Annotated in this window: 14 protein-coding genes; 8 read left to right on the forward strand and 6 right to left on the reverse strand. The window is 52.3% G+C overall.

Features of this window, described 5'->3' with window-relative positions; translation table 11 throughout:
- The first annotated feature begins 263 nt into the window (after positions 1–263).
- Positions 264–1,826, forward strand: a complete 1,563-nt coding sequence (locus BM123_RS11360) for a lipopolysaccharide biosynthesis protein (protein WP_139211853.1) — start codon at positions 264–266, stop codon at positions 1,824–1,826.
- Between the two features lie 52 nt (positions 1,827–1,878).
- Positions 1,879–2,568, forward strand: a complete 690-nt coding sequence (locus BM123_RS11365; RefSeq protein ID WP_090168440.1) for an SGNH/GDSL hydrolase family protein — start codon at positions 1,879–1,881, stop codon at positions 2,566–2,568.
- A 233-nt stretch (positions 2,569–2,801) separates the two neighbouring features.
- Here the strand turns inward: BM123_RS11365 and BM123_RS11370 are convergent, their stop codons facing one another.
- Both BM123_RS11370 and dnaX read right to left on the reverse strand, forming a co-directional pair.
- A complete protein-coding gene (locus BM123_RS11370; protein WP_245748518.1) occupies positions 2,802–3,473 on the reverse strand; it encodes an ExbD/TolR family protein in 672 nt (223 codons plus the stop codon).
- Between the two features lie 54 nt (positions 3,474–3,527).
- A complete protein-coding gene (gene dnaX / locus BM123_RS11375) occupies positions 3,528–5,297 on the reverse strand; it encodes a DNA polymerase III subunit gamma/tau (protein ID WP_090168443.1) in 1,770 nt (589 codons plus the stop codon).
- Positions 5,298–5,425: 128 nt separating this feature from the next.
- Between dnaX and BM123_RS11380 the strand changes: the two genes are divergently transcribed.
- Together BM123_RS11380 and BM123_RS11385 are read left to right on the forward strand one after the other, a co-directional pair.
- The gene (locus BM123_RS11380; RefSeq protein ID WP_090168445.1) at positions 5,426–6,004 is read left to right on the forward strand and encodes a Maf family nucleotide pyrophosphatase; all 579 of its coding nucleotides are present in this window, start codon (positions 5,426–5,428) and stop codon (positions 6,002–6,004) included.
- 123 nt (positions 6,005–6,127) lie between these two features.
- The gene (locus BM123_RS11385; protein ID WP_090168449.1) at positions 6,128–6,979 is read left to right on the forward strand and encodes a 3-keto-disaccharide hydrolase; all 852 of its coding nucleotides are present in this window, start codon (positions 6,128–6,130) and stop codon (positions 6,977–6,979) included.
- A 51-nt stretch (positions 6,980–7,030) separates the two neighbouring features.
- Here BM123_RS11385 and BM123_RS11390 read toward each other — a convergent pair whose 3' ends face one another.
- Together BM123_RS11390 and BM123_RS11395 are read right to left on the reverse strand one after the other, a co-directional pair.
- Positions 7,031–7,324: a PLD nuclease N-terminal domain-containing protein gene (locus BM123_RS11390; protein WP_090168451.1), complete on the reverse strand. Its 294-nt coding sequence runs from the start codon at positions 7,322–7,324 to the stop codon at positions 7,031–7,033.
- 61 nt (positions 7,325–7,385) lie between these two features.
- The gene (locus tag BM123_RS11395) at positions 7,386–9,047 is read right to left on the reverse strand and encodes a M1 family metallopeptidase (RefSeq protein ID WP_090168454.1); all 1,662 of its coding nucleotides are present in this window, start codon (positions 9,045–9,047) and stop codon (positions 7,386–7,388) included.
- Positions 9,048–9,204: 157 nt separating this feature from the next.
- On the opposite strand from BM123_RS11395, the gene BM123_RS11400 reads away from it, so the two are divergent.
- Both BM123_RS11400 and BM123_RS11405 read left to right on the forward strand, forming a co-directional pair.
- Positions 9,205–9,804, forward strand: a complete 600-nt coding sequence (locus tag BM123_RS11400; RefSeq protein WP_139211854.1) for a hypothetical protein — start codon at positions 9,205–9,207, stop codon at positions 9,802–9,804.
- A gap of 52 nt (positions 9,805–9,856) precedes the next feature.
- A complete protein-coding gene (locus BM123_RS11405) occupies positions 9,857–11,362 on the forward strand; it encodes a leucine-rich repeat domain-containing protein (protein WP_090168461.1) in 1,506 nt (501 codons plus the stop codon).
- A 139-nt stretch (positions 11,363–11,501) separates the two neighbouring features.
- Here the strand turns inward: BM123_RS11405 and BM123_RS11410 are convergent, their stop codons facing one another.
- Positions 11,502–12,065 carry a RidA family protein gene (locus tag BM123_RS11410; RefSeq protein WP_090168626.1) on the reverse strand — a complete coding sequence of 188 codons (564 nt, stop codon included), beginning with the start codon at positions 12,063–12,065 and terminating at the stop codon, positions 11,502–11,504.
- Positions 12,066–12,676: 611 nt separating this feature from the next.
- On the opposite strand from BM123_RS11410, the gene BM123_RS11415 reads away from it, so the two are divergent.
- Both BM123_RS11415 and BM123_RS11420 read left to right on the forward strand, forming a co-directional pair.
- Entirely contained in the window at positions 12,677–15,781 is a 3,105-nt protein-coding gene (locus BM123_RS11415) for a SusC/RagA family TonB-linked outer membrane protein (protein ID WP_245748519.1), read from the forward strand.
- Positions 15,782–15,849: 68 nt separating this feature from the next.
- On the forward strand, positions 15,850–17,559 hold the full coding sequence (locus tag BM123_RS11420) for a RagB/SusD family nutrient uptake outer membrane protein (protein ID WP_090168469.1): 1,710 nt from the start codon (positions 15,850–15,852) through the stop codon (positions 17,557–17,559).
- A gap of 557 nt (positions 17,560–18,116) precedes the next feature.
- Here the strand turns inward: BM123_RS11420 and BM123_RS11425 are convergent.
- Positions 18,117–20,780, reverse strand: a complete 2,664-nt coding sequence (locus tag BM123_RS11425) for an outer membrane beta-barrel protein (protein WP_245748521.1) — start codon at positions 20,778–20,780, stop codon at positions 18,117–18,119.
- Between the last annotated feature and the right edge of the window lie 257 nt (positions 20,781–21,037).

Here is a 21,037-nt window from a genome sequence, read left to right on the forward strand (position 1 = left end):
GAGGTTAATCGCTAGTGTTCTTCATTTTACCCCCGCACGCACGCGAGGCACTCCATCGCCGGCTACGCCGCTCTTGCGTACCTCGCTAAGCCGCAGACTCGTCCCTGTCGGGACTACGGACTGTCCGAGGGTGTTAAATATATCGTTCTGTTTGGGGTTTTACGGGAGGTGTTCGATTTTATCGCATATCGCATATCCTCACGCGGCAGCTACTATCAATCTATCACTACTACCAATACTACCATACTCCCTACCTTCGCCCCATGTCCCTACGTAAACTCGGTAGTGAAACGATGATCTACGGCCTGAGCAATGTGCTTGGAAAGCTGCTGAATTTTGTGTTGGTAACCTACTTTATTTCCCGCTTGATGAGCCGGGAAGAGTTCGGAGTCGTGGCGGATTTAATGTTCTGGACCGGATGGTTAATTGCACTGCTGGTTTTCCGGATGGATACGGCACTGTTTCGTTTCGCGAGTAGGGGAGACTATCATCCGGGAGCCGTTTTTAGCCGGTTAGATGGTCTTGTTCAGCGCATTGGCCTTGCTTTTTTGCTGCTTGGTATGGTTTTTTCTAAGCCTATCAGTACCTGGCTGGGGTATGAAAATCAGGTGCCCTACGTGCTATTGGTGATGCTGACTATCTTTTTGGATGTCGTCGTTGCGGTGCCACTGGCCAGACTCCGGCAGTTTGAGCGGGCCTGGTTCTTTGTGGCCGTTAATCTGGGCAATGTTATCGTCAATATCTTCTTCGTATTCCTCTTGTTATACCTTCTGCCGAAGTACCCCCAGCTTATCGAAAATTATACTCCCTGGACCTACCGGCCAGGGCATGAAGTGGGTTACTATCTGGCTGCAGTCTGTATTGCTTCGCTGGCACGCTTCCTGGCACTTACGATCGATACTTATGTCACCTTTACCAGGCCTGCGGAGGAGAAGCTACCGATGGATTTTCCGGCTATTCTTCCGGAAAATGTCAATAAAGTACCCAGCTGGAAGACCATTTTCAGCTATACCGCTCCACTGACGCTGGTTGCCGTGGCGGGCATTTACAATGCTCAGTCGGGGCCAACAATGCTTAAGGAACTAGCCGGTACGGGGTCGATGATAGACAATCTCACGTACTCCGGCCTGTTCAGTGCAGCGATGAAAATCGCCATTATACTGAACCTCTTCATTACGGCTTATAACTACGCCGCCGAGCCATTTTTCTTCAAACAAACCGGGAAGGATCTGGCCACGGCTGACCGAACAATCTATGCGGATGCCTGCCGGGCCTATGGCTTGATTGCCACCCTTGCCTCCGCGGGTATTCTCTTGTTTTTGCCCTGGCTTTCACTCATCGTACCGGTTGAGTATCACAGCGGTCTGGTCATTCTCCCGGTATTGCTGTGTGCTAACCTCCTCTTTGGTCTGTACGCTAATTTTTCGATTGCCTACAAGCTTACGGATCGCACTTGGTTGGGTGGTGGCATCGCGCTCATTGGCAGTATTATCATCTATTTCATCAATGCCCGCTACGCAGCGGAGTTAACCATCTGGGCGCCCGCCTGGGGCATGTTGGCCTGTTATGCCGTAATGTGTATACTGGCATGGTTTGTCTCCCGTAAATATTTCCCAGTGGATTATCCTCTCCTCCGCATTGGCTTGTACCTGCTGTTGGCCCTCGGCGCAACGATGCTGGCCGCCAGGCTGGAAGGCGCGGATAACTGGACCATTGCGGGCGCGGACGCAGGTGCAAAGTGGTACATCCGGGGAGCCGTGTTTACCTTGCTACTGGCCGCCTTCGGCGCCCTGGAACATAAATGGGTGCGCAGAACGTTCTTCTAACGAACAAAGCTTCTTCCAACTTACCTTGCACCCGCGCTCCGGCGCCCAACCCATGAATCTCCTTCGAACGATGTTGAACTGCCTCCGCTTTCTTACCCTCGGTCTTTTGCTAAGCCTCCTGAGCTGCACGCCCTCCCTTTCGAAAAAACACCTGCTCGTCATCGGTGACAGCAACGGCGCCGGCAAAGGCTGGGTCTACGCCCTGCAGGAAACCCGCGGCGGTGGCCCCCTCGTGAACACCGCCCTGGGCGGAAATACCGTAGGCTTCAACTGGCGCAATAAACTGGAATACAACTCGCTGGAAAATCTCACCAGCTACCTGCGCAAAGGCTACGCACAAATGGGTAAAATCGATGAAGTACTCATCTCTCTGGGCACCAACGATTGCAAAGTCGAGTTCGCTGACCGCCACCCTGAGATCATCCTCAACGCCGCCACCCTGGTGACCCGAACCCGTGCTTTTTTCACAGAACGCGGGCAGGAAGTCCCCCGCATCGTCCTCATCAGCCCGCCTCCGGCTGGCCAAAACACCGCTGTCTCCGACGAATTTCAGGGCGTCTCCGCCTGCGTCTCCCAACTCACCGGCCAACTCCGCGAACTGGCCACCAAAGAGGGCCTCTGTTTCGTGGATCTGCAGCAAAACCCCGGAGCCAAAGCCCTCGCTTTCAGCGATGATGGAATCCATTTCTCCAGCGCCGGCTATGAATTGATGGCGGAGGCGATCTTGAAGGAGTGTTATTGATAGTAATGTAGTCGGTAATAATGTCGTAGCTGCCGCTGTTTCAGGGCCCGCTGCTGCGCGGCTGGAGGGATAGTAATGTAGTATTGTAGTCGGTAGTAATGTAGTGGCTGCCGCTGTTTCAGGGCCCGTTGCTGCGCGGCTGGAGGGATAGTAATGTAGTATTGTAGCCGGTAGTAATGTAGTGCCTCCCCCTCGCGGCAGCTACTACCAAACTACAATACTACCAAACTACATTACTCTTCATAATCACTAGGCTCCGCCTCCGAAATGATCATCGGAATCTCGTTCCGGATACTCTTCTGCTCTGCCTGCGACAAATGCGCGTAAATTTTGCCATAGCGCTCGTTGGATTTATCGTCCCAGAGGCTGCGGTACCCGGCCTTCAGAGCATCGTAAACCTGTAAGTAGGTGGCGTAGCTGGTGCCCCGGTCGTGGGTGAGGCTGATGACGGCCTCGTTTGGCGCCCGCTTAGGAGAGATGACGTGCTCCCTGATCAGACCTGGAATGTCTCTTATTTCCGCGTTTTCTTCTTCGATGAGTAGTTTGTCATCCGTGTTGATGAGTACCGTTAGCACATTTTCATCGAGAGTTTGCTGTGGTGGGGGTGGATCATTTGACCAGTCCGGCAGGCGCACCAGCACCCCCTGGTCTTCCTGAATTGTAGTAGTGACGAGGAAGAAAATGAGCAAGAGAAAGGCGATGTCGGCCATGGAGCCGGCGTTCACGGCGGGGGACTCCCGACGCGTCTTTTTATCAGACATGATGTATGGATTGGTTACGACGGCAAGATGCGGTGAGGGTGCATTTTGGCGTTTGTACTGCTGAGTTTCCAGCTGACCGCCGTAGGCAGAAGCGAAGCTCACCCGGTGCTGTGCTACGAAGCAGCTTCGAGCGGTCAGCTGCATAACAGCGTGCCTTCCAACCTGCGGCAGCCACTACCAGACTACCAGACTACAGTACTACTCCTCCGGTCTTAAGTCAAATCGCTTTCGCAAGTCATCGATGGCCGGGTTTTTCTCTCGCATCATCAGGAACTTGTCCTTAGCAGTAAGCCGCTTTTTAACGGTGGGCTGGGTGGCTGTGCGGAGTGTTTTATCCAGTTTCAGCAGCATAATCAGGGACGGACGCTGAAAGGTCTCGCGTAGAAAAGCGATCAAGGTGTCGTCATCCCGCAGGGAGGCCATGACCCGTTGAGACCCCATCCGGACAATGATTTCTTCCCCCTCCAGCGTAGGGACGGCCAGTTTGATCTGTAGTGCCAGGGTGGTGGTCTTATTGTCCCGCAGGAAAGTGTCCCAGGCGTGTTGAAGGGTTTCCTGCGTTAGCTCGGGCAGGTTAGTGGCGGGGGTGATTGCACTGGGCGTTTCGTCAATTTCCGCCATCAGGTTATTCAGGTCGAGGCTCTGATAGGCGTCGGGGGCAGCAGCTGAAGACGAAGGTGCTTCAGGCTTCGGGCTTGGGGCGGGGGCTTCGAGTTTTGGGTCGGGCTCCGGTTTATCCGCTACTTCACCGCCGGCGATGCCGGTGGCCGTTACCGTTTGGGTGGCGTCAGGGCTTTTTTTTTCAGCAGCCGCGGCCGCAGGTGCCGGGGAAGCCTCGGAGGAAGAGGCAATGACGGTGGGTTCGTTCCGGAATGCCCGCTTCACCGCGGTCATCTTCAGCAGGCTCATCTCTACGTGGAGGCGCTTGTTGCGGGCCATGCGGAAGCCCAGGTCGCAGTCGTTGGCAATGTCCAGTATCGTCAATAGCAATGCCGGTGGTGCCAGCGCAGCTTGTTGATGATACCGCTGTTTGAGCTTTTCACCGACTTCGAGCAGTTTCAGCGTCGCTTCGTCTTTGCACACCAGCAGGTCCCGGACGTGAGCGGCCAGGCCGTTCAGAAAGAGGTCTTCATCAAAGCCTTTGCGCAAAATTTCGTCGAAGAGCAGGAGCATACCTCCCCGGTTCTCGGTAAGGATAGCATCCACGGCCCGGAAGAAGTAATCGTAGTCGAGTACGTTCAGGTTCTCGATTACGCCATCGTAAGTGATCTCTTTGCCGGAGAAAGAAACAATGCGGTCAAAAATAGACAGCGCATCGCGTAGGGCACCGTCCGCTTTCTGGGCGATGATGTGGAGCGCGTCTTCGTCGGCCGAAATACCTTCTTCCGCACAAATGCTCTTAAGGTGGCCGATGATGTCTACCGGCTGGATTCGCTTAAAGTCAAAGATCTGACAGCGGGAGAGAATCGTCGGGATGATCTTGTGCTTCTCCGTAGTGGCGAGAATGAAGATCGTATTCGGCGGTGGCTCTTCCAGCGTTTTCAGGAAGGCGTTAAAGGCCGCCTGGGAAAGCATGTGTACCTCATCCACGATGAAGATGCGCGAGCGGCCTTTGTCCAGCGGAATCCGTGCCTGCTCGTTCAGGGAACGAATGTGGTCTACGGAGTTATTACTCGCTGCATCCAGCTCGCGGATGTAGACGTTGGCATTGTCATCAAAGGAAACACAGCTGTCACATTTGTTGCAGGGCTCGTAGTCTTCGGTCCTGTTCTGACAATTAAGGACTTTGGCCAGAATCCGGGCCGAGGTCGTTTTACCAACACCCCGTGGCCCACAGAACAAAAAGGCATGTGCCAGGTGATCCGTCTGCAGTGCATTTTTCAGTGTCTGTGACACGTGCTGCTGCCCGACTACCTCGTCAAACCTGACGGGGCGGTACTTACGGGCGGAAACTACGAATTGGGACATGGGGCGAAGGTACAGTCTGGGAGTGAGAGAGTCAAATAGTCAGGGAGTCATGTAGTCAAGTAGTCAAGCAGTCGGAATATAGCTTGACGGTTTGACTGCCTGACTATTTGACTATTACCTTCGCCTCCATGAAATACCCCACCATCATCCTCGCCTCCAAGTCTCCCCGCCGGTCTTATTTGCTGGAGCAAGCCGCTATTCCCTTTACGGTTCGCACGGCGGACGTGGAAGAAATTTATCCTGATGATCTGCCGGCGCTGGAGGTCGCACCCTATTTAGCGAAACTTAAAGCGAAGGGCTCCCTGCATTTACTGGAGACGGAGGACGAAGTACTGCTAACGGCAGACAGTGTAGTCATCATTGATGGGATCATTTACGGCAAGCCAAAGGATCGGGCCGAGGCGATTGCCACCATAGAGAAGATGTCTGGCCGGATGCATACCGTAGTAACGGGTTGCTGCCTGATGAACCGGCAACGGGAGATGGTCTTCAGCGGTGTAAGTGATGTTTATTTCAACGAACTGAGCCGGTCGGAAATAGAATGGTACGTGGATGAATGTCAACCTTTCGATAAGGCTGGCGCCTACGGTATTCAGGAATGGATCGGGTTGGCGAAAATCCGTAAGATTGTGGGCACTTACCCTAATATTATGGGGCTGCCGGTTGATTTAGTCTATGAGCATTTAATGGCCTGGATGAAGGAGTAGGTCGCTTTTGGTTGAGAGACTGTACTCCGTAGTACTATGCGTCGAAGGCGGGTTAAGAGACGACACATCGGGAGAACAGTTTAGATCTAATCCCCTACATTTAGCGGACACAAAGCCCCCATCATGCAAAACATACTTTTTTCAGGACTTACCTTCCTTCTTTTCGTTGGTCTGCTAAGCTGCGGAGACGCGCCGAAGGACGTCGGCCACGATACGCCCGCCGAAAACTGGATATCCCTCTTCAACGGCAAGGACCTCAGTGGCTGGACGGGCAAAATTGCCGGCAAAGACCTCAACTCCAACTGGCGGAATACCTGGCTGGTGGAAGACAGTATGATTCGGATCAACTACATGGAATACGATAGCTTCCGCAACGACTTTGGCCATCTCTACTATGAGCAGCCTTACAGCAGTTATAAACTCCGCTTCGAGTATCGTTTTACCGGTGAGCAATTACCGGGAGGCTCGCCCTGGAACGTTCGCAACAGCGGGGTGATGCTCCACAGTCAATCGGCGGAGAGCAATGACTACGGGCAATGGTTTCCGGTATCGGTTGAGCTGCAGTTACTCGGTGGTTTGAGTGACGGCAAGGAAAGAACGACAGGTAATGTCTGTACGCCAGGCACGGCCGTAGTAATGGGAGATACCATTAATTATAACCATTGCATCAGCTCGTCGTCCAAAACCTACGACGGGGATCAATGGGTAAAGGCTGAAGCCGTTGTATTAGGCGGGGAGGCCATGCACTTCCTGATTGAAGGAGACACCGTGCTCTCTTTTCAGCAACCCCAGATCGGTGGAGGTATGATCAGTAAGGCTCAGAAGGGTAAGGACTGGGACCAGTTCAAAGTCGTGGAGGATAAAGCTGACTGGATCGCCCGGGAGGGAGAGGTTTTAACGAGTGGCTACATCGCCCTACAGGCAGAGAGCCATCCGATTGACTTTCGGAAGATTGAGCTGCTGGAGCTGAAGTAAGCATCCTTGCTTTCACCGCGCATTCCCCTGCACCCGCGGCCGCGCCCACCTTTACACATAATCATCAGATTCATTGTACCGCGGCTGCCGCTGCGGCTCTCCCCATTCGTCTTCCAGATCAGGTAGGTACTCCCGGTGGTCATTGTCCAGGTAGAGATTCTTACGGTTGAAGAAGTAAACAATGGGACCGATGAGACCGATGGCCAATACGACGACCGCCCAGAGGATTTTATCGTTCTTCTTCTTAAAGGGCTTTTGAATAATATCAACGATCGCCCAAATGGTAAGGACGAAAGAGCCAAGACTCAGAAAAGCAAAAAAGAAAAGAATTACTTCGGGGCCCATGGGTGCGCTTTGAGATATTAAAAGAGGTGCAAAAAGTGTACAAGCAATTCCTGCTTTGTGTTTACTCGGTCAGTTCGATATCGACCAAAAAGCGGCTACGGTCGATAGATACTTCCTTCGGGCTAAAGCCTTTACCCATTACCTGCCAGTCCGCCGTCGCGTCTAAACGGACGGGTTCTTTACCGATCAGTACGCCAACGGGATAGTTGAAGTTGAGAGTCTGTACCCGCCAGCGGTATTCAACGCTGCTTCCGTTTTGCCGAAGCTCCAGCACGGGCACATCCGGGTGACGGAGATACTGCTCAAAGAAAGGATGCAGGTCTTTCTCGGCGAAGTTGGAAAAGTAGTCCACCACCTGTTCCGTGGAGACGATGCTGCGCTTGTGGTCCTGGTAGAAACTGCGAAGCATGCCGAAGAAAACAGGATCATCATTGATCATATGCCGCAGGGTATGCAACATCCAGGAGCCTTTGTAATAATGGTCGGAGCTGCCGAAATCGTCAAAGTTCACGCCCAGTGGCCCGAGCATGGGCGATTCGTTTTTGATGAAGGCCAGCTGGCTTTTCAGGTAGCGACGGGCGTCAGCCTCCCCGTGGAGGTACTCCACGTAGAGGGCTTCCATATAGGTCGTGAAGGCTTCATGTATCCACATCTCGGCGTGGTCAGCGACACTGATGGAGTTGCCAAAGTATTCGTGGCCGGACTCGTGGATGATGATGAAATCCCAGTCCATATCCGCAGGGATGAGCCCACCGAGGTAACCCCGCATATATCGGTTGCCGTAGGCGATACCACTCTGGTGCTCCATGCCGAGGAAAGGCGTTTCGATGAGGGCGTAGCCATCGTTCCAGAAAGGGTATTTGCCAAAGTAGTGCTCGTAGGCAGCCAGCATGGGCGGTACCTGTTCGAACTGTTTGCGGGCGCGTTCGAGGTTGTAATCGAGGACGTAATAATCCAGCGCCAGCTCTTCGCCGTCGAAGGCCACGTAGGTGGAGTCGAAGTGAACGTAGGAGCCGATCCCCAGGCTGATGTTATAGTTGTTGATGGGGTAGGAGACGAACCAGTCGTAGCGTTTTTGGTAATTGTTGTCGAGCTCTACTTCTTCGCGGAGGTTCCCGTTGGAGGCAACGAAGAGGCGCTTGGGTACCGTGACGGAGACGAGCATCGAGTCCGGCTCATCTCCCAGGTGATCTTTGTTGGGCCACCAGAGGCTGGCGCCGTCGCCCTCACAGGCGATGCCGACCCAGGTGCGGTCTTTTTGGTCGAGGGACCAGACGAAGCCGCCGTCCCAGGGCGCGTTTCGGGCGGCGGTGGGTTGCCCACCGTAGTAAATGCTGATGCGGTGGATGTTGTCATTAGGATTGGCCAGGCGGGGAAGCTGGATGAATACGGCGTCTTCCAGCCGGTCATAGGCTAAATGCCGGCCGTCTTTGGTGATGCTGTCGATCTGCATATTGCGGAAAAGATCGACCTGTAAGCGCTTGGTGGGGGCCGTGATTTTGTAGTCCATGTCCACCCGTCCTTCGATGGCGCGGTCGTTAATGTCTACCTCCAGATGTAACTCGTAGTAGGTGACGTCAAAGCTGTTCCGTTCCGGCCGGAGGGCGCCGCGAAGGGTATCGGCAAGCGTGAAGGAGTGGTCAGCAAAATAGTCAGTTTGCTGGGCGCGGACGCTGGTGCAGAGAAGGGTTAATAAAAAGCAGAGGAGGAAAACACGGTTCATAGTCTGAAGGATAATGCAGCGGTAAATGTACGAACGTATTCAGGGGGGCAACTGATTGCTAAGGATATCCTAAAAATGAAGTGGTTTCTTACCTCAAGAGTTTACTAAAGCACTTTCTTTCCTTTAGAGCACGTTAGTCTGGCTAAACACCTTTTACTTGAAACATTTGCCTTTACTTCTGCTTATCACCCTCGCCCTATTTACCAGCTGTGCCAATCGTGGTCACTACACCGTCATGGGCTCCTTTAACAAAGTACAATTACCCTTCGCCGGCAAGAAGATCGGCGTGCTGGAGCCCCGGGGCGTCTTCGGCGATGAGGCCGCCCAACGGGAGGTAGATTTAGGAATGAAGAAGCTGGAGAAATGCCCGGAGACCACCGTTTTTACCGAAGAACAACTCAACCAGACTGATCGCTTACCAGCCATCTTTGGCGAAGGCCTCTCCGATTCCCATATCCAGTACTTTACCGAAAATACCGACCTGGATTACCTGATCTACATCGACGCCGGCCCCGGCCGTGCGGACGCCGGTACCGGTCAACCCCTCGGCTTTGGTGCTGACCGCGAAGCCTACTCCCGGCTCTTTGTCTTTGATCTCGGGGATGGCTCAGAAATCAAGTCCATTACGGTCAACGGAACCCTGAATATAACCGAGGATAAAAAATGGTATCAATACGATTACGGAGAGCCCTCCATAGGACGGAGAGCCCTGCAAAAAGGGCTGAAGTATTTGGTGAAGTATAGCGATTGCCGATAAGGCGTCATCACTACCTTTTCAACCGTTACCTTGCCCCTTCAGACCGACGGATATGCACCTCACCCCCGATTTCCTCTCCGATCCCACCGCCTTCACGGGGCCCGAACGAGACATTCACTTTTGCCTGGAGGCGGAAGAATATACACTTCTGCTACAACGGCTCATTGAAGAGCTGGACCCTACGGATAAGCGGGAGAAGCTCGTCCGGCCCCGCTTCGCCGGGGCAGTCCTGGAGCGTCTCTTTCAGCAGGAAAAGCTTGAGGTGCCGCCCGTCATTGCGGCTATTGCCGGCTTGCCCCACACACCGGAAGATTATCGTTACCTGCCCAGGCTAATGGCTAAGATGACCGAAAACGCCATGATGGGGCTGCAGGTAAGTGCCGATGAGGCCTGGGTCGCCGAGGGCATAGAAATTGAAATGCAGCGTTTGCTGAAGGACACAACCGAAACGTATTCCGAAACAGAGTTAGCCTTCTTTCGGCTACGGGCCCGGGGGAATTACAATTACTACGCCAAGGCCTATCTCTCTTCGTGGAAAGCCTTTCAGGATGCTGAGCAATTGCTGCCCGGACGGTTAACGGACCACCCTCTGAAAAAGCGAACGGAAACACTGGTGCAGGCAACTACCCTCGGCCTTGCCCTGCAGCAACGGCCAGTCAAAAGTCTCACGCCGGAACAGGAAGCAGAGCGGGAGGCTTTTGTGCGACGGGATGTTCCGGCAGGACCGCCACTGGCAAAGCTCGAAGTGAATAACCCTACGGGGCGGCTGACCATTCAGGACTCCTACGGTGTACTTATCGAAGATGCTAATGAAAGTTACCTTGAGGAAGCCTTTGAACACCTGCCGGCCGATAGTGTCCAGCGTTTGGAGCTTCGCTTTTGCCGGCTCCCCGGCGGAAAGCTTCCCCGCGTCTTTTATCGCTTTCCGAACCTGACGCACCTGACGATAGATTCCTGCGGCCTTTCCAGACTAGGCAATAGTATCGCTGCTTTTAAACGCTTACGCCATCTTCGCATCATCAATGCGCCAAAACTGGATAGCCTACCCCTGAAGATTGGAGGGCTGACGGACTTGCAGAACTTACACATAGAAAGCACGGGTATAGATGACATTCCCTACTCTGTTTTAGACTGTAAATCGCTGAAAAAGCTAAGCATTATCAATAGCCGCCTTACCTACCTCAATGGTTTTCTCGGGGAGTTACCCCAATTGCTGCATGCTGACTTTCACCACAATCACATAGACGAGGTAGAGATTGACTTTATGGACGCCATCCATCTCCGAACGCTGGACTTAAGCCATAACCGTTTACCGGAGTTACCCGATAATTTGCACGCACTGGCCCGTCTTGAATTATTAAACCTGGGCCAGAATCCGCTAACGAAGATCCCCGCAGGAATTATCTATATGAATGGTCTGAAACATCTGAAAATAGACGGCAAGACAATCAACCAGCTTGACCATTACGCAAGCTTTAAGGAAGACCTGAGAGATAAAATAAGAGAAGGGGAGGAGCGCTGGTCGGCCTGGGAAGGACTCTGGCCAAAGATGTTTTAGTTGCAGGAGTTTTTAAACCGTCAGCATCCAGGGCATATCATTGTCAGATAGCGGTGGAAGGAACATTCGGCGCGGACGCAGGTGCAGTGTGGGGTGCTGATCTTGCTGGGCCACGGGAGAGATTAGTAAGTGTAATCTGCTAATAGACCTCCACGATCGCTTCAATCTCCACGGCCATGCCACCCGGCAGCGAGCTCATGCCAACGGCTGCGCGGGCGTGCTTGCCTGCTTCGCCGAAGACCTCGACCATCAGGTCGGAGAAGCCATTGATGACCTTGGAGTGGTCCGTGAAATCCGGCGTGGCGTTGACCATGCCGTGGACCTTGACGATACGTTTGACGCGGCTCAGGTCACCGAGTTCAAGCTTGAGGGCGGCGAGTTGTTGCAGGCCGACGAGGCGGGCAGCCTCGTAGCCTTCTTCGACGGTCAGGTCGGCCCCGAGCTTGCCGTTGATGCGCGTGCCATCGGCACGCGTTGGCCCCTTGCCCGCCAGGAAGACGAGCTTGCCGGACTGGACCGCGTGGACGTAGTTGGCCAGTGGCTGACCCAGGGTGGGGAGGCTTAGCTGAAGCTCCTGAAGCCGGGCTTCAACGTTGGTTCTGCTGACTTGTAAATCTTCTGCTGCCGTACTAACGGTACCTGACGGGCTTGATTCACAACCGATCAGGAAAATACAACAGAGTAGGGGAATTAGTTTTTTCATGCTGGAAAGATAAGTTTCTAACTGCAACAGAGGAGCTCGCGAATTAAAGGGATTAATTATCACACTTAAGTGTAAACATGATTGCAGAACCATCAAGCTGGGAGCGTATTCTTCTGATCATGGTAAAATAGGGTGAACCTAAGTTAATTTTAACACACCCGGTGTGTTTTGTCCGGGCGTTCTTTGTGATAAGATCATCTTGATACTAAAAGTATCGTCAAGATAATTCAATTTCGATCATGTAATTAAAATTTTTTACACAAGTTTGCTACCTGGTTTTCGAACGCCCTCTGCGTTTGATTAGATACTGATGCTTATTCGGTAAAATATATCAACTTGTTTAAATATTATTTTCAAAATGGTCGAGGTGACTATGCCTGAACCGAAGTGGTTTTTGAAGGTGGCGCACCGTTATTACAGTAGCTGGTAAGGCGCTGAAAGCCAAATCTGTATCTGGATGGATAAGGTTTTTGGTGGCGCAGTCAGGTGTTGAAATAGCGAGTGGTATATCCTCAGGTCGCTTAGGTTCTGGTATATGCTGTGCTATGCCTGATTTAGGGAGCAAGCCGGTAAAGTTTTACACTCATTTATTTAAATTAAAATCGATGACAATGACCTTACTATTTACCAGGAACCGATGGTTGTTTTGTGCTGTACTTCTGTTTGTAATGCAGGCTGCTTATGCGCAAAAAACAATTAGCGGTACCGTTTTGGATGCAACGACTAAAGATCCCCTTATTGGTGTTACTGTTATTCTGGAAGGAACATCCTCGGGAACAGTAACTGATCTTGACGGTGGGTACACTTTTAGTGTGCCTGGAGAAGGGGCGGTATTGAAATTTTCGTATACCGGCTATGAAACCCAGGCTGTAACTGTTGGTGATGAGAGTACTTTAAATATTATGCTGGATGGTACATCAACAGCTCTTGATGAGGTGGTAGTAGTTGGCTATACCACCCGGAAACGTGGAGAACTTACCGGTTCGGTGAGTTCAATTGAATCAGGTCAGATCGAAAGAACCACTAATAAAGATTTGGCGAAGTCACTGGCCGGTAAAGTACCTGGGCTAATTGTGTCTGACCGTGGAGGGTACCCGGGGGCCACCGGAGATGTTTCGATTCTCATCAGGGGTAAGTCAACGCTCAATAATAATTCGCCGCTGATTCTGATCGATAACATTCCTGCGGCGTCTTTTTCTCACCTTTCTCCGCAGGATATTCAGTCTATTTCCGTACTGAAAGATGGAGCTGCGGCTATTTATGGTGCCAGAGCAGCAAACGGGGTAATCTTAATTACCACCAAGCGAGGTACTGCCGGAACTCCCGTAGTTAACCTGTCGAGTAGTTACAGCCTGTCTGGCTTTTCGGCTTTTCCTGATCTGATGAGTTCTGAACAGTATGCTATATACTCCAATGAAATTGCTGAACGGAACGGGACGCCATTGGAGTTTACCCAGGAGCAAATCAATGGATACGCTTCGGGTGCGGACCCCATCAATTTTCCCAATACTGATTGGGCAGACCTGACCTTTGCCGAAACCTCACCGGAATGGAGAAATACTATTTCTGTTTCTGGAGGGTCGGAGCGGGTTAAATATTTCGTTAGTGGTGACCATATCGACCAGGTGGGTATGTTTGACTCGGGAGACTTGAATTTTCAACAATATCAGGTACGGTCAAATATTGACGTTAAGCTGCTGGAAAACCTGACTGTCGGGCTGGATTTATCCGGTCGTTTCGGCGATCGAAATGAACCCGGAGTTGATGCCGGATTTATTTATAAGCATATTTATAATAACCTGCCAACGGAAGTTGGTGTTTACCCTAACGGATTAATTGCTTTTGGTGGTGAAAATGGAGCTAACCCTCTCATTATGTCAAGCAATGAATCAGGTTTTGTTAATGCAAAAGATAAAAATCTCAGAACTCGTATTTCCTATGATCTTAATCTTAATTCGCTGGTAAAAGGTCTCAGCGTACAGGGTTTTGCGGGTATACGAGACTGGAGTACGGATACAAAATCCTGGTACACCCCCTGGGAAGTTTTTACTTTTCAGGAAGGTACTGATGAATACATTCCTCAACCAGGGTTTTCTCAACGAGGCAACCAACGTATTCTGCGGGAGACTTTTTGGAAGTTCAATGAATTAATGCTGAACTCTACCGTTCGCTACAACCGAACTTTCGGGCCACATGCGTTGGGAGGTTTTGCAGGTATTGAACGGTTTGATTCTGAGCAGCGTACGTTTTATGCTGAGCGGCGGGGCTTCCCTACGGATGATCACCCGGAGCTTTTTGCTGGCAGTGACGAAGGCCAGCGTTCTGATGGTACAAGTGCGGAGTTTGTCCGGCTCAACTACTTTGGTTCTTTGTCCTACAATTTTGATAAGCGTTACTTCCTTGATTTTACCGTTCGTCGTGATGGGTCAAGCAACTTCGGAAGAGGTAATCGCTTTGGCACTTTCCCCAGTGTGGCTGCAGCCTGGTCATTGGGTGATGAAGCCTTTATGGACGGTACTGATAGCTGGCTCAATGTTCTTAAAATTCGTGCCTCATGGGCCATTTTGGGCAATGACCGAATCGCTCCCTTCCAGTACCTGACCCGCTTTAATTTTGGTGGCAATACTAATGTTCCGCAACCCAACTTCTACACTTTCGGTGTCAACGGCGTGCGTGAAAACGGCTTTACGCCTGCCAACGTGCCGAACCCGAACATCACCTGGGAAACGGCTAAGATGCGGAACTTCGGACTGAATTTTGCACTCTTCGATTATAAGCTTACCGGAGATGTAAATTACTTTTTTCAAAAGCGAGAAGATATCCTGATAACCCGGAATGCTTCAATTCCTGATGCTGCAGGTATCACATTGCCGCAGGAAAACCTTGGCATTGTTGATAACTTCGGCTGGGAGTTTCAACTTAACTGGCAAGACAAAGCCGGTGACCTGACTTACTCTTTTGGGGCTAACCTTACCCAGGCAAAAAACGAAGTCGTTTTCCTTGATGAGGCAGAAGATGTTTCTGATCAGCTTCGCCGTGAAGGATTTCCCATCGATTCCTACATCGTATATCCTACTGACGGAATTTTTCAGAACCAGGCCCAGGTAGAGGCTACTGAAGCGCGCCTGGAGGGAACCGTACCTGGTGAGCCCGTTTATGTCGACACCAATCAGGATGGGGTTATTGATGCCGGTGATCGGGTGCGCATCTTTTCCTCTAATACACCACAAATTCAATATGGATTCCTCGGGAGCTTAGGCTACAAAAATTTCGATTTTAGCTTTCTGCTTCAGGGGCAGGCAAAAGCAGAAATGCTCGTCTTCTTTGATCAGGCAGGAGCAAAACCAGAATACGTATTCACCGAGCGCTGGACACCAGAGAACCCTACCGCCCGTTACCCGCGGGCATTTGCCCAGGGGGATGCCATTAGTGGTAATCAGAACACAGCAGAGAATTTCCAAGGAGCCGATCTCTGGCTGCACGATGCATCTTTTCTGCGCCTGAAGGAAATTGAATTGGGCTACTCCCTCAACCAGGACAAGCTGAAGTTCGCTGACCTTCGCTTTTACTTCCGGGGGCTAAACGTCCTCACCATGTTCTCCGAAGTGTATGATCTCGGACTGGACCCCGAGGCTGCGGCCTACAACAATTTCCGCGCCAGCACCTACCCCTCTCTGACGTCTTATTCATTTGGCGTCAACGTAACCTTCAAATAAATCCTACTTAAGAGTGACATGGGAGGGGAGATAAGGCTTCTCTCCCAGGCAACATAAAAGTCGAACTAATGAAACATTTAATTTCTAGAATACTCCTACTGCTTATTGTGGTCTTCTCATCTGCAGCCTGCAATGACGAAGTGTTGGATACAGTAGCCCGGGATGCATTTGGGGAAGACCTCATTTACAGTGACCCCAATCAAGTAGAACGTCTGGTGTTCACGGCCTATAACAGTACGGAAAGTTGGGCCATTAACCGCTTTCAGTGGTGGGGCCGGCGTTTTAACATCGAAGCAGGGTCCTATGAAGCTAAGTTTAATTTTCGGGACCTGGACCTCTTTCGCTTACGCGCTGGCTGGACGCCTGGCAATAGCGGCATCTTTAACCAGAAATGGTCAAATTACTGGAGTTACGTACGTAGAACTAATGAGTTTCTTGACCGTATTGATGACAGTGAAGCGATGGCCCTCAATCCAGAAAAAGTTAATGTCCTGAAAGGAGAAATGAAATTCCTTCGGGCAAATCTTTACAGTAAGCTCATTAAGTACTACGGGGGAGTACCAATTCTTGACCGGGCCCTTGGGCTGGATGATAACTTCGATCTGGTCCGTGACAGCTACGAAGACTGCGTCGCCTTTATCGTGCGGGAACTCGACGAAGCCGCTGACCTATTGCCAGTTACCCGCCCAGACAGTGAGTTCGGCAGAGCCACCAAACTGGCAGCGATGGCCGTAAAAGCCAGGACCTTACTCTACGCTGCCAGTAGCTTGCACGATCCCTCGACTGTACCAAATGGCCCATTGTTTGACTACGCAGTTCCTACGAAATGGCAGGATGCTGCCGATGCTGCTAAGGATGTTATTGATCTCGTTGGTGACCGGGATTTAATTCCCGTAGCTGATGCAACGGAATATCAGAAACTCTTTCTTTCCCCCAATCAGGATATTCTCTTCGCTCGTCCTTACAATTCTGAGTTCTATGAATTTGGAACGGACGCCAACTCGCTCTGGGATCAAACCCAGTCGCCCAATGGTTATACTGGATGGGCCCTGTCTTCTCCTACGCACAACTTCGCTATGGAATTCAATATGGCTAATGGGGAAACAACGCAAACAGGAAACTATGATCCCACTCAGCCCAACGAAAACAGGGAGATGCGCTATTATGCCAACCTGCTATTTAATGATGCCCCTTTCCGTGGTCGGCCGGTAGAATATTTTCTTTCCGAAGATGTCAACGTAGCTCCCCATGGAGTAGATTCTCCGGAAGGGCTGGGAAATACATTGCACTCTTCCAAGACGGGGTATAATATTCGAAAGTTTCAGGATGAAAATGTTCCCGTCGCCGGAGGCATTTCCTCTCAGCGCCCCTATATTCTATATCGCCTCGCAGAAATTTATCTCAACTACGCTGAAGCACAATTCCACCTTGGAAACGAGGTGCTCGCTCGTGAGTATGTTAACCGCGTATCAACTCGAGCTTTACAACCTGAAATTGAAGCCAGTGGTGATGACCTGCTTGAAGCTATTCGCCGAGAGCGCCGCGTGGAATTAAGCTTCGAAGGCCATAATTTCTTCGATGAGCGACGCTGGATGATCGAAAACCACCTTGGATTTGACGTCAGGGGGCTGCGCTGGACCCGTAAAATTGATGGAACCTATAGTAACGAGGAGTACACCGTTGTTACCCGACCTTTCTTCGAGCGGCATTATCACCTGCCCATACCTCTTTCTGAAATTGAAAAAGCACCCTCGCTGGAACAAAACCCAGGCTATTAAGGATTGAGGTAGTCCGAATTAGTCCAATTAAGGACCCTGTCACTACTACGTTGATTTATTGATGTCCGAAGGAAGAGATTCCTTCGGGCATTTTAGTTTGCCAATCATTATTGTCAATCCATCTGTAATCAATTATTTGTACCGGGCAAAAGAAACGACGCGGTGATTTCTCTCCTGCGCAGCAGCGCGCCCTGCAACAGCGGCAGCTACTACATTACTACCGAACTACAATACTACACTACTATCCTCCAGCTGCGCAGCAGCGTGCCCTGAAACAGCGGTAGCTCTACCAGACTACGAGACTACCAAACTATAATACTACCTCCCCCCAGCTGCGCAGCAGCGCGCCCAGCAACAGCGGCAGCTACTACATTACTACCGAACTACAATACTACACTACTATCCTCCAGCTGCGCAGCAGCGTGCCCTGAAACAGCGGTAGCTCTACCAGACTACGAGACTACCAAACTATAATACTACCTCCCCCCAGCTGCGCAGCAGCGCGCCCAGCAACAGCGGCAGCTACTACATTACTACCGAACTACAATACTACACTACTAATTAACCCGCCTTGCTTCTTCACCCAAGCCTGTATCCCGCGTCCGCGCCTTAATTTTCTGATTGCCGAAGGCATAACTCAGGGATAGCGCCACCCGCCGGCTGTCATAATTGCCCGCACCGAAGCCCTGCTGACCGTTGAAGTTCGTCTCGCCCGACCAGCCCACCTGATAAAACAGATCACTACCTGCCAGTTTGATGTTCAGCTGGTCATTCAGGAACTTTCGCTGTAAACCGAGGTTGAACGACCAACTCTCATCGTATTCAAACACCCCGCCCCAGATACCAGGACCGGCAAAAAAGCCGCCGATTTCCCCCGTGAGCTTCCAGGGCAATTTGAAGGTGTGTTGCGTGAAAATGTTGTAGCTGAAAGCCTGCAGGTCGATCACGGCCCCGTCGCCATAGTCCGCCTGATTATTGATGTGGCTGGCGCTGAGGTTGAAAAAGGCGTCCCATTTGGGCGTGACGGTGAAGGGTAGCGCTGCGTTGAAACTGATGACGGTGTTCTCCGCCAGATTGTCCCAACTGATGAAACCGGCGCGCGGGTCCACCGGATCCGGACCAATCAGCCGCGTGATCTGGTCGCTCGTTTTGCTGTACGCCACCTTGAAGTTGTAGCGGTAGGCCAGGGTGTAGCCCAGCTCCAGATTGTCGACAATCTCGGGGTTCAGGGTCGGATTGCCGAGCTCGAAACTGAGCTGACTTACCTGAATGCGGAAGGGGTTCAGCACGTTGTAATCCGGACGGTTAATGCGGCGGCCATAGTTAAGCGCCAGGCTGTTACCCTTCTGTTGGTCGAGCTGATAGGTAAGGCCAGCGGTGGGGAAGAGGCTGACATAGTTCAGGTCAACCGGTGGCTCCGACTGACCGTTGAAGGCCGTCAGTATTCCCGTCGCATCAGTGATCTCCGCCCGGAGACCGGCGGAGTAACTCATCCGGTCGGAGATGCTGCCCGCATAGCTCAGGTAAGCCGCGTACACGTTCTCATCGTAGGTAAAGAGATTGGATTGATTGACGTCAAAAGTCTCGTTGCCGCCCACTACGTTGAAGAGCCGGAAGCTGTTGTCCGTCCCCACCTGACTCAGCTTAATGCCCGTGCCTAGTTTTCCCGTTCCCAATGCTTGCTCGTAGTCAATTTTGAAGGTGTAGATGTCAATGTCCGTTGGCGTATCGAAGTTGTTGGTGATCTCGCTCAGTTCCGTCAGGCGGTCGGGCGCGAAGTAGACGTTTGGCTGCCGGCGGAAGGCCCGGTTGCGGAAGCGACCGTAGTCGAGGTCGACGTTCAGGCTTTTTCCTTTGCCCGCCTCATAACGGTAATTGAGGTTAAAGGTGGCGCGGTCCTGATCGTCGTCGGAGCGGGAACGGGCCAGCAGGATGCTGTCCACCGGCTGGTCGATCCCCGCAATCTCGATATCCGAGCGGTTCGTCTGAATCCCGTGCTGGGTCTGGGCGTCGACCAGGAAGCCGAGCGTGTGTTTGTCGGAGAGGAAGAAGTCGGTGCCAAAGCGGCCGTTCACGTGGTTCCAGGTGAAAAAATTTCGGGTGTCTTCGAGCGTTTGCAGCCCGTTCTGGAAGGTCAGGAAGTCGATCTGGGAGAACTGCCGCCCGTCCATCGAGCCCACTTGTCCGAACACATTTAATCGCTTATTGCGGTAATTGCCACCGACGGAGCCGTTCATTTTCTGGTACCGCCCCTGACTGATGGTGTAGTTGGCCGTTCCGTTGGCGCCTTCGTTTTCGTTTTTCACCAGCCGGATGTCGAGAATGCCGGCGTTGCCCTGAGCTTCGTACTTCGCGCCGGGGTTGGTGATGATGTCGATCCGGTCGATCTGCTCGGCGGTGAGGCTGCGCAGGTAGGCGGCGAGCTCCGCGCCGCCGAGGGGAAGGCGCTTGCCATCCACGTAGACGAGCACGCCGGAGCGGCTCAGTACGTTGATGTTGTCGTTATTGTCAATTGTCACGCCGGGAGCCTTGCGCAGCAGATCGAGCCCGTTTTCGCCCACGGCATTGATCGTTCCCTGCACGTTGAAGACGGTGCGGTCGGGCTTGATCTCCACGATGGCGCGGCGGGCGGTGACGGTGGCCGCGTCGAGCTCGACGGCGGCGGGAGCCATGGTCAGTATGCCGAGGTCAAGATCACCGTTGACGGCGAGGTTTTTCACCAGGTCCGGTGCGCCCAGGTAGGTAGCGATGAGGACATAGGGGCCATCCGCTACCTCCCGAATCCGGAAGAGCCCCGCATCGTCGGTCGTTTCCACTTTCACCAGGTTCGAGTCGGCGTAGAGGGCCACGTTGGCGTAAGCGACGGGCTCCGCCTCAGCGTTTTGAAGCTGGCCGGTGAGGGTATTTTGGGCGAGTAAAGGGGATAGGGCGGAAAGGAGAAGGGCGAGGAGGAGTAGGGGACGGCGGGAAATGGCGTGCCCTGCCACAGCGGCAGCTACTGTTTGACTATCTGACTTCCAGATTATTTGACTATCCCCCAGCTGCGCAGCAGCGTGTCGATTACCAACGGTAGCTACTGTTTGACTATTTGACTTCCAGACTGCTTGACTAATCTCCAGCTGCGCAGCAGCGTGCCCTGCCACAGCGGCAGCTACTGTTTGACTATCTGACTTCCAGACTATTTGACTATCCCCCAGCTGCGCAGCAGCGTGCTCTGTCACAGCGGTAGCTACTGTTTGACTATTTGACTTCCAGACTATTTGACTATCCCCCAGCTGCGCAGCAGCGTGCCCTGTCACAACGGTAGCTACTGTTTGACTATTTGACTTCCAGACTGCTTGACTAATCTCCAGCTGCGCAGCAGCGTGTCGATTACCAGCGGTAGCTACTGCTTGACTGCTTGACTTCCAGACTGCTTGACTCAGCCGGGCGCGGACGCAGGTGCAAAGAAAAGTAAAGGAGCAGGGTAGGGGGGGGC

This window comes from Neolewinella agarilytica, from assembly GCF_900110645.1.
Lineage (GTDB): Bacteria > Bacteroidota > Bacteroidia > Chitinophagales > Saprospiraceae > Neolewinella > Neolewinella agarilytica.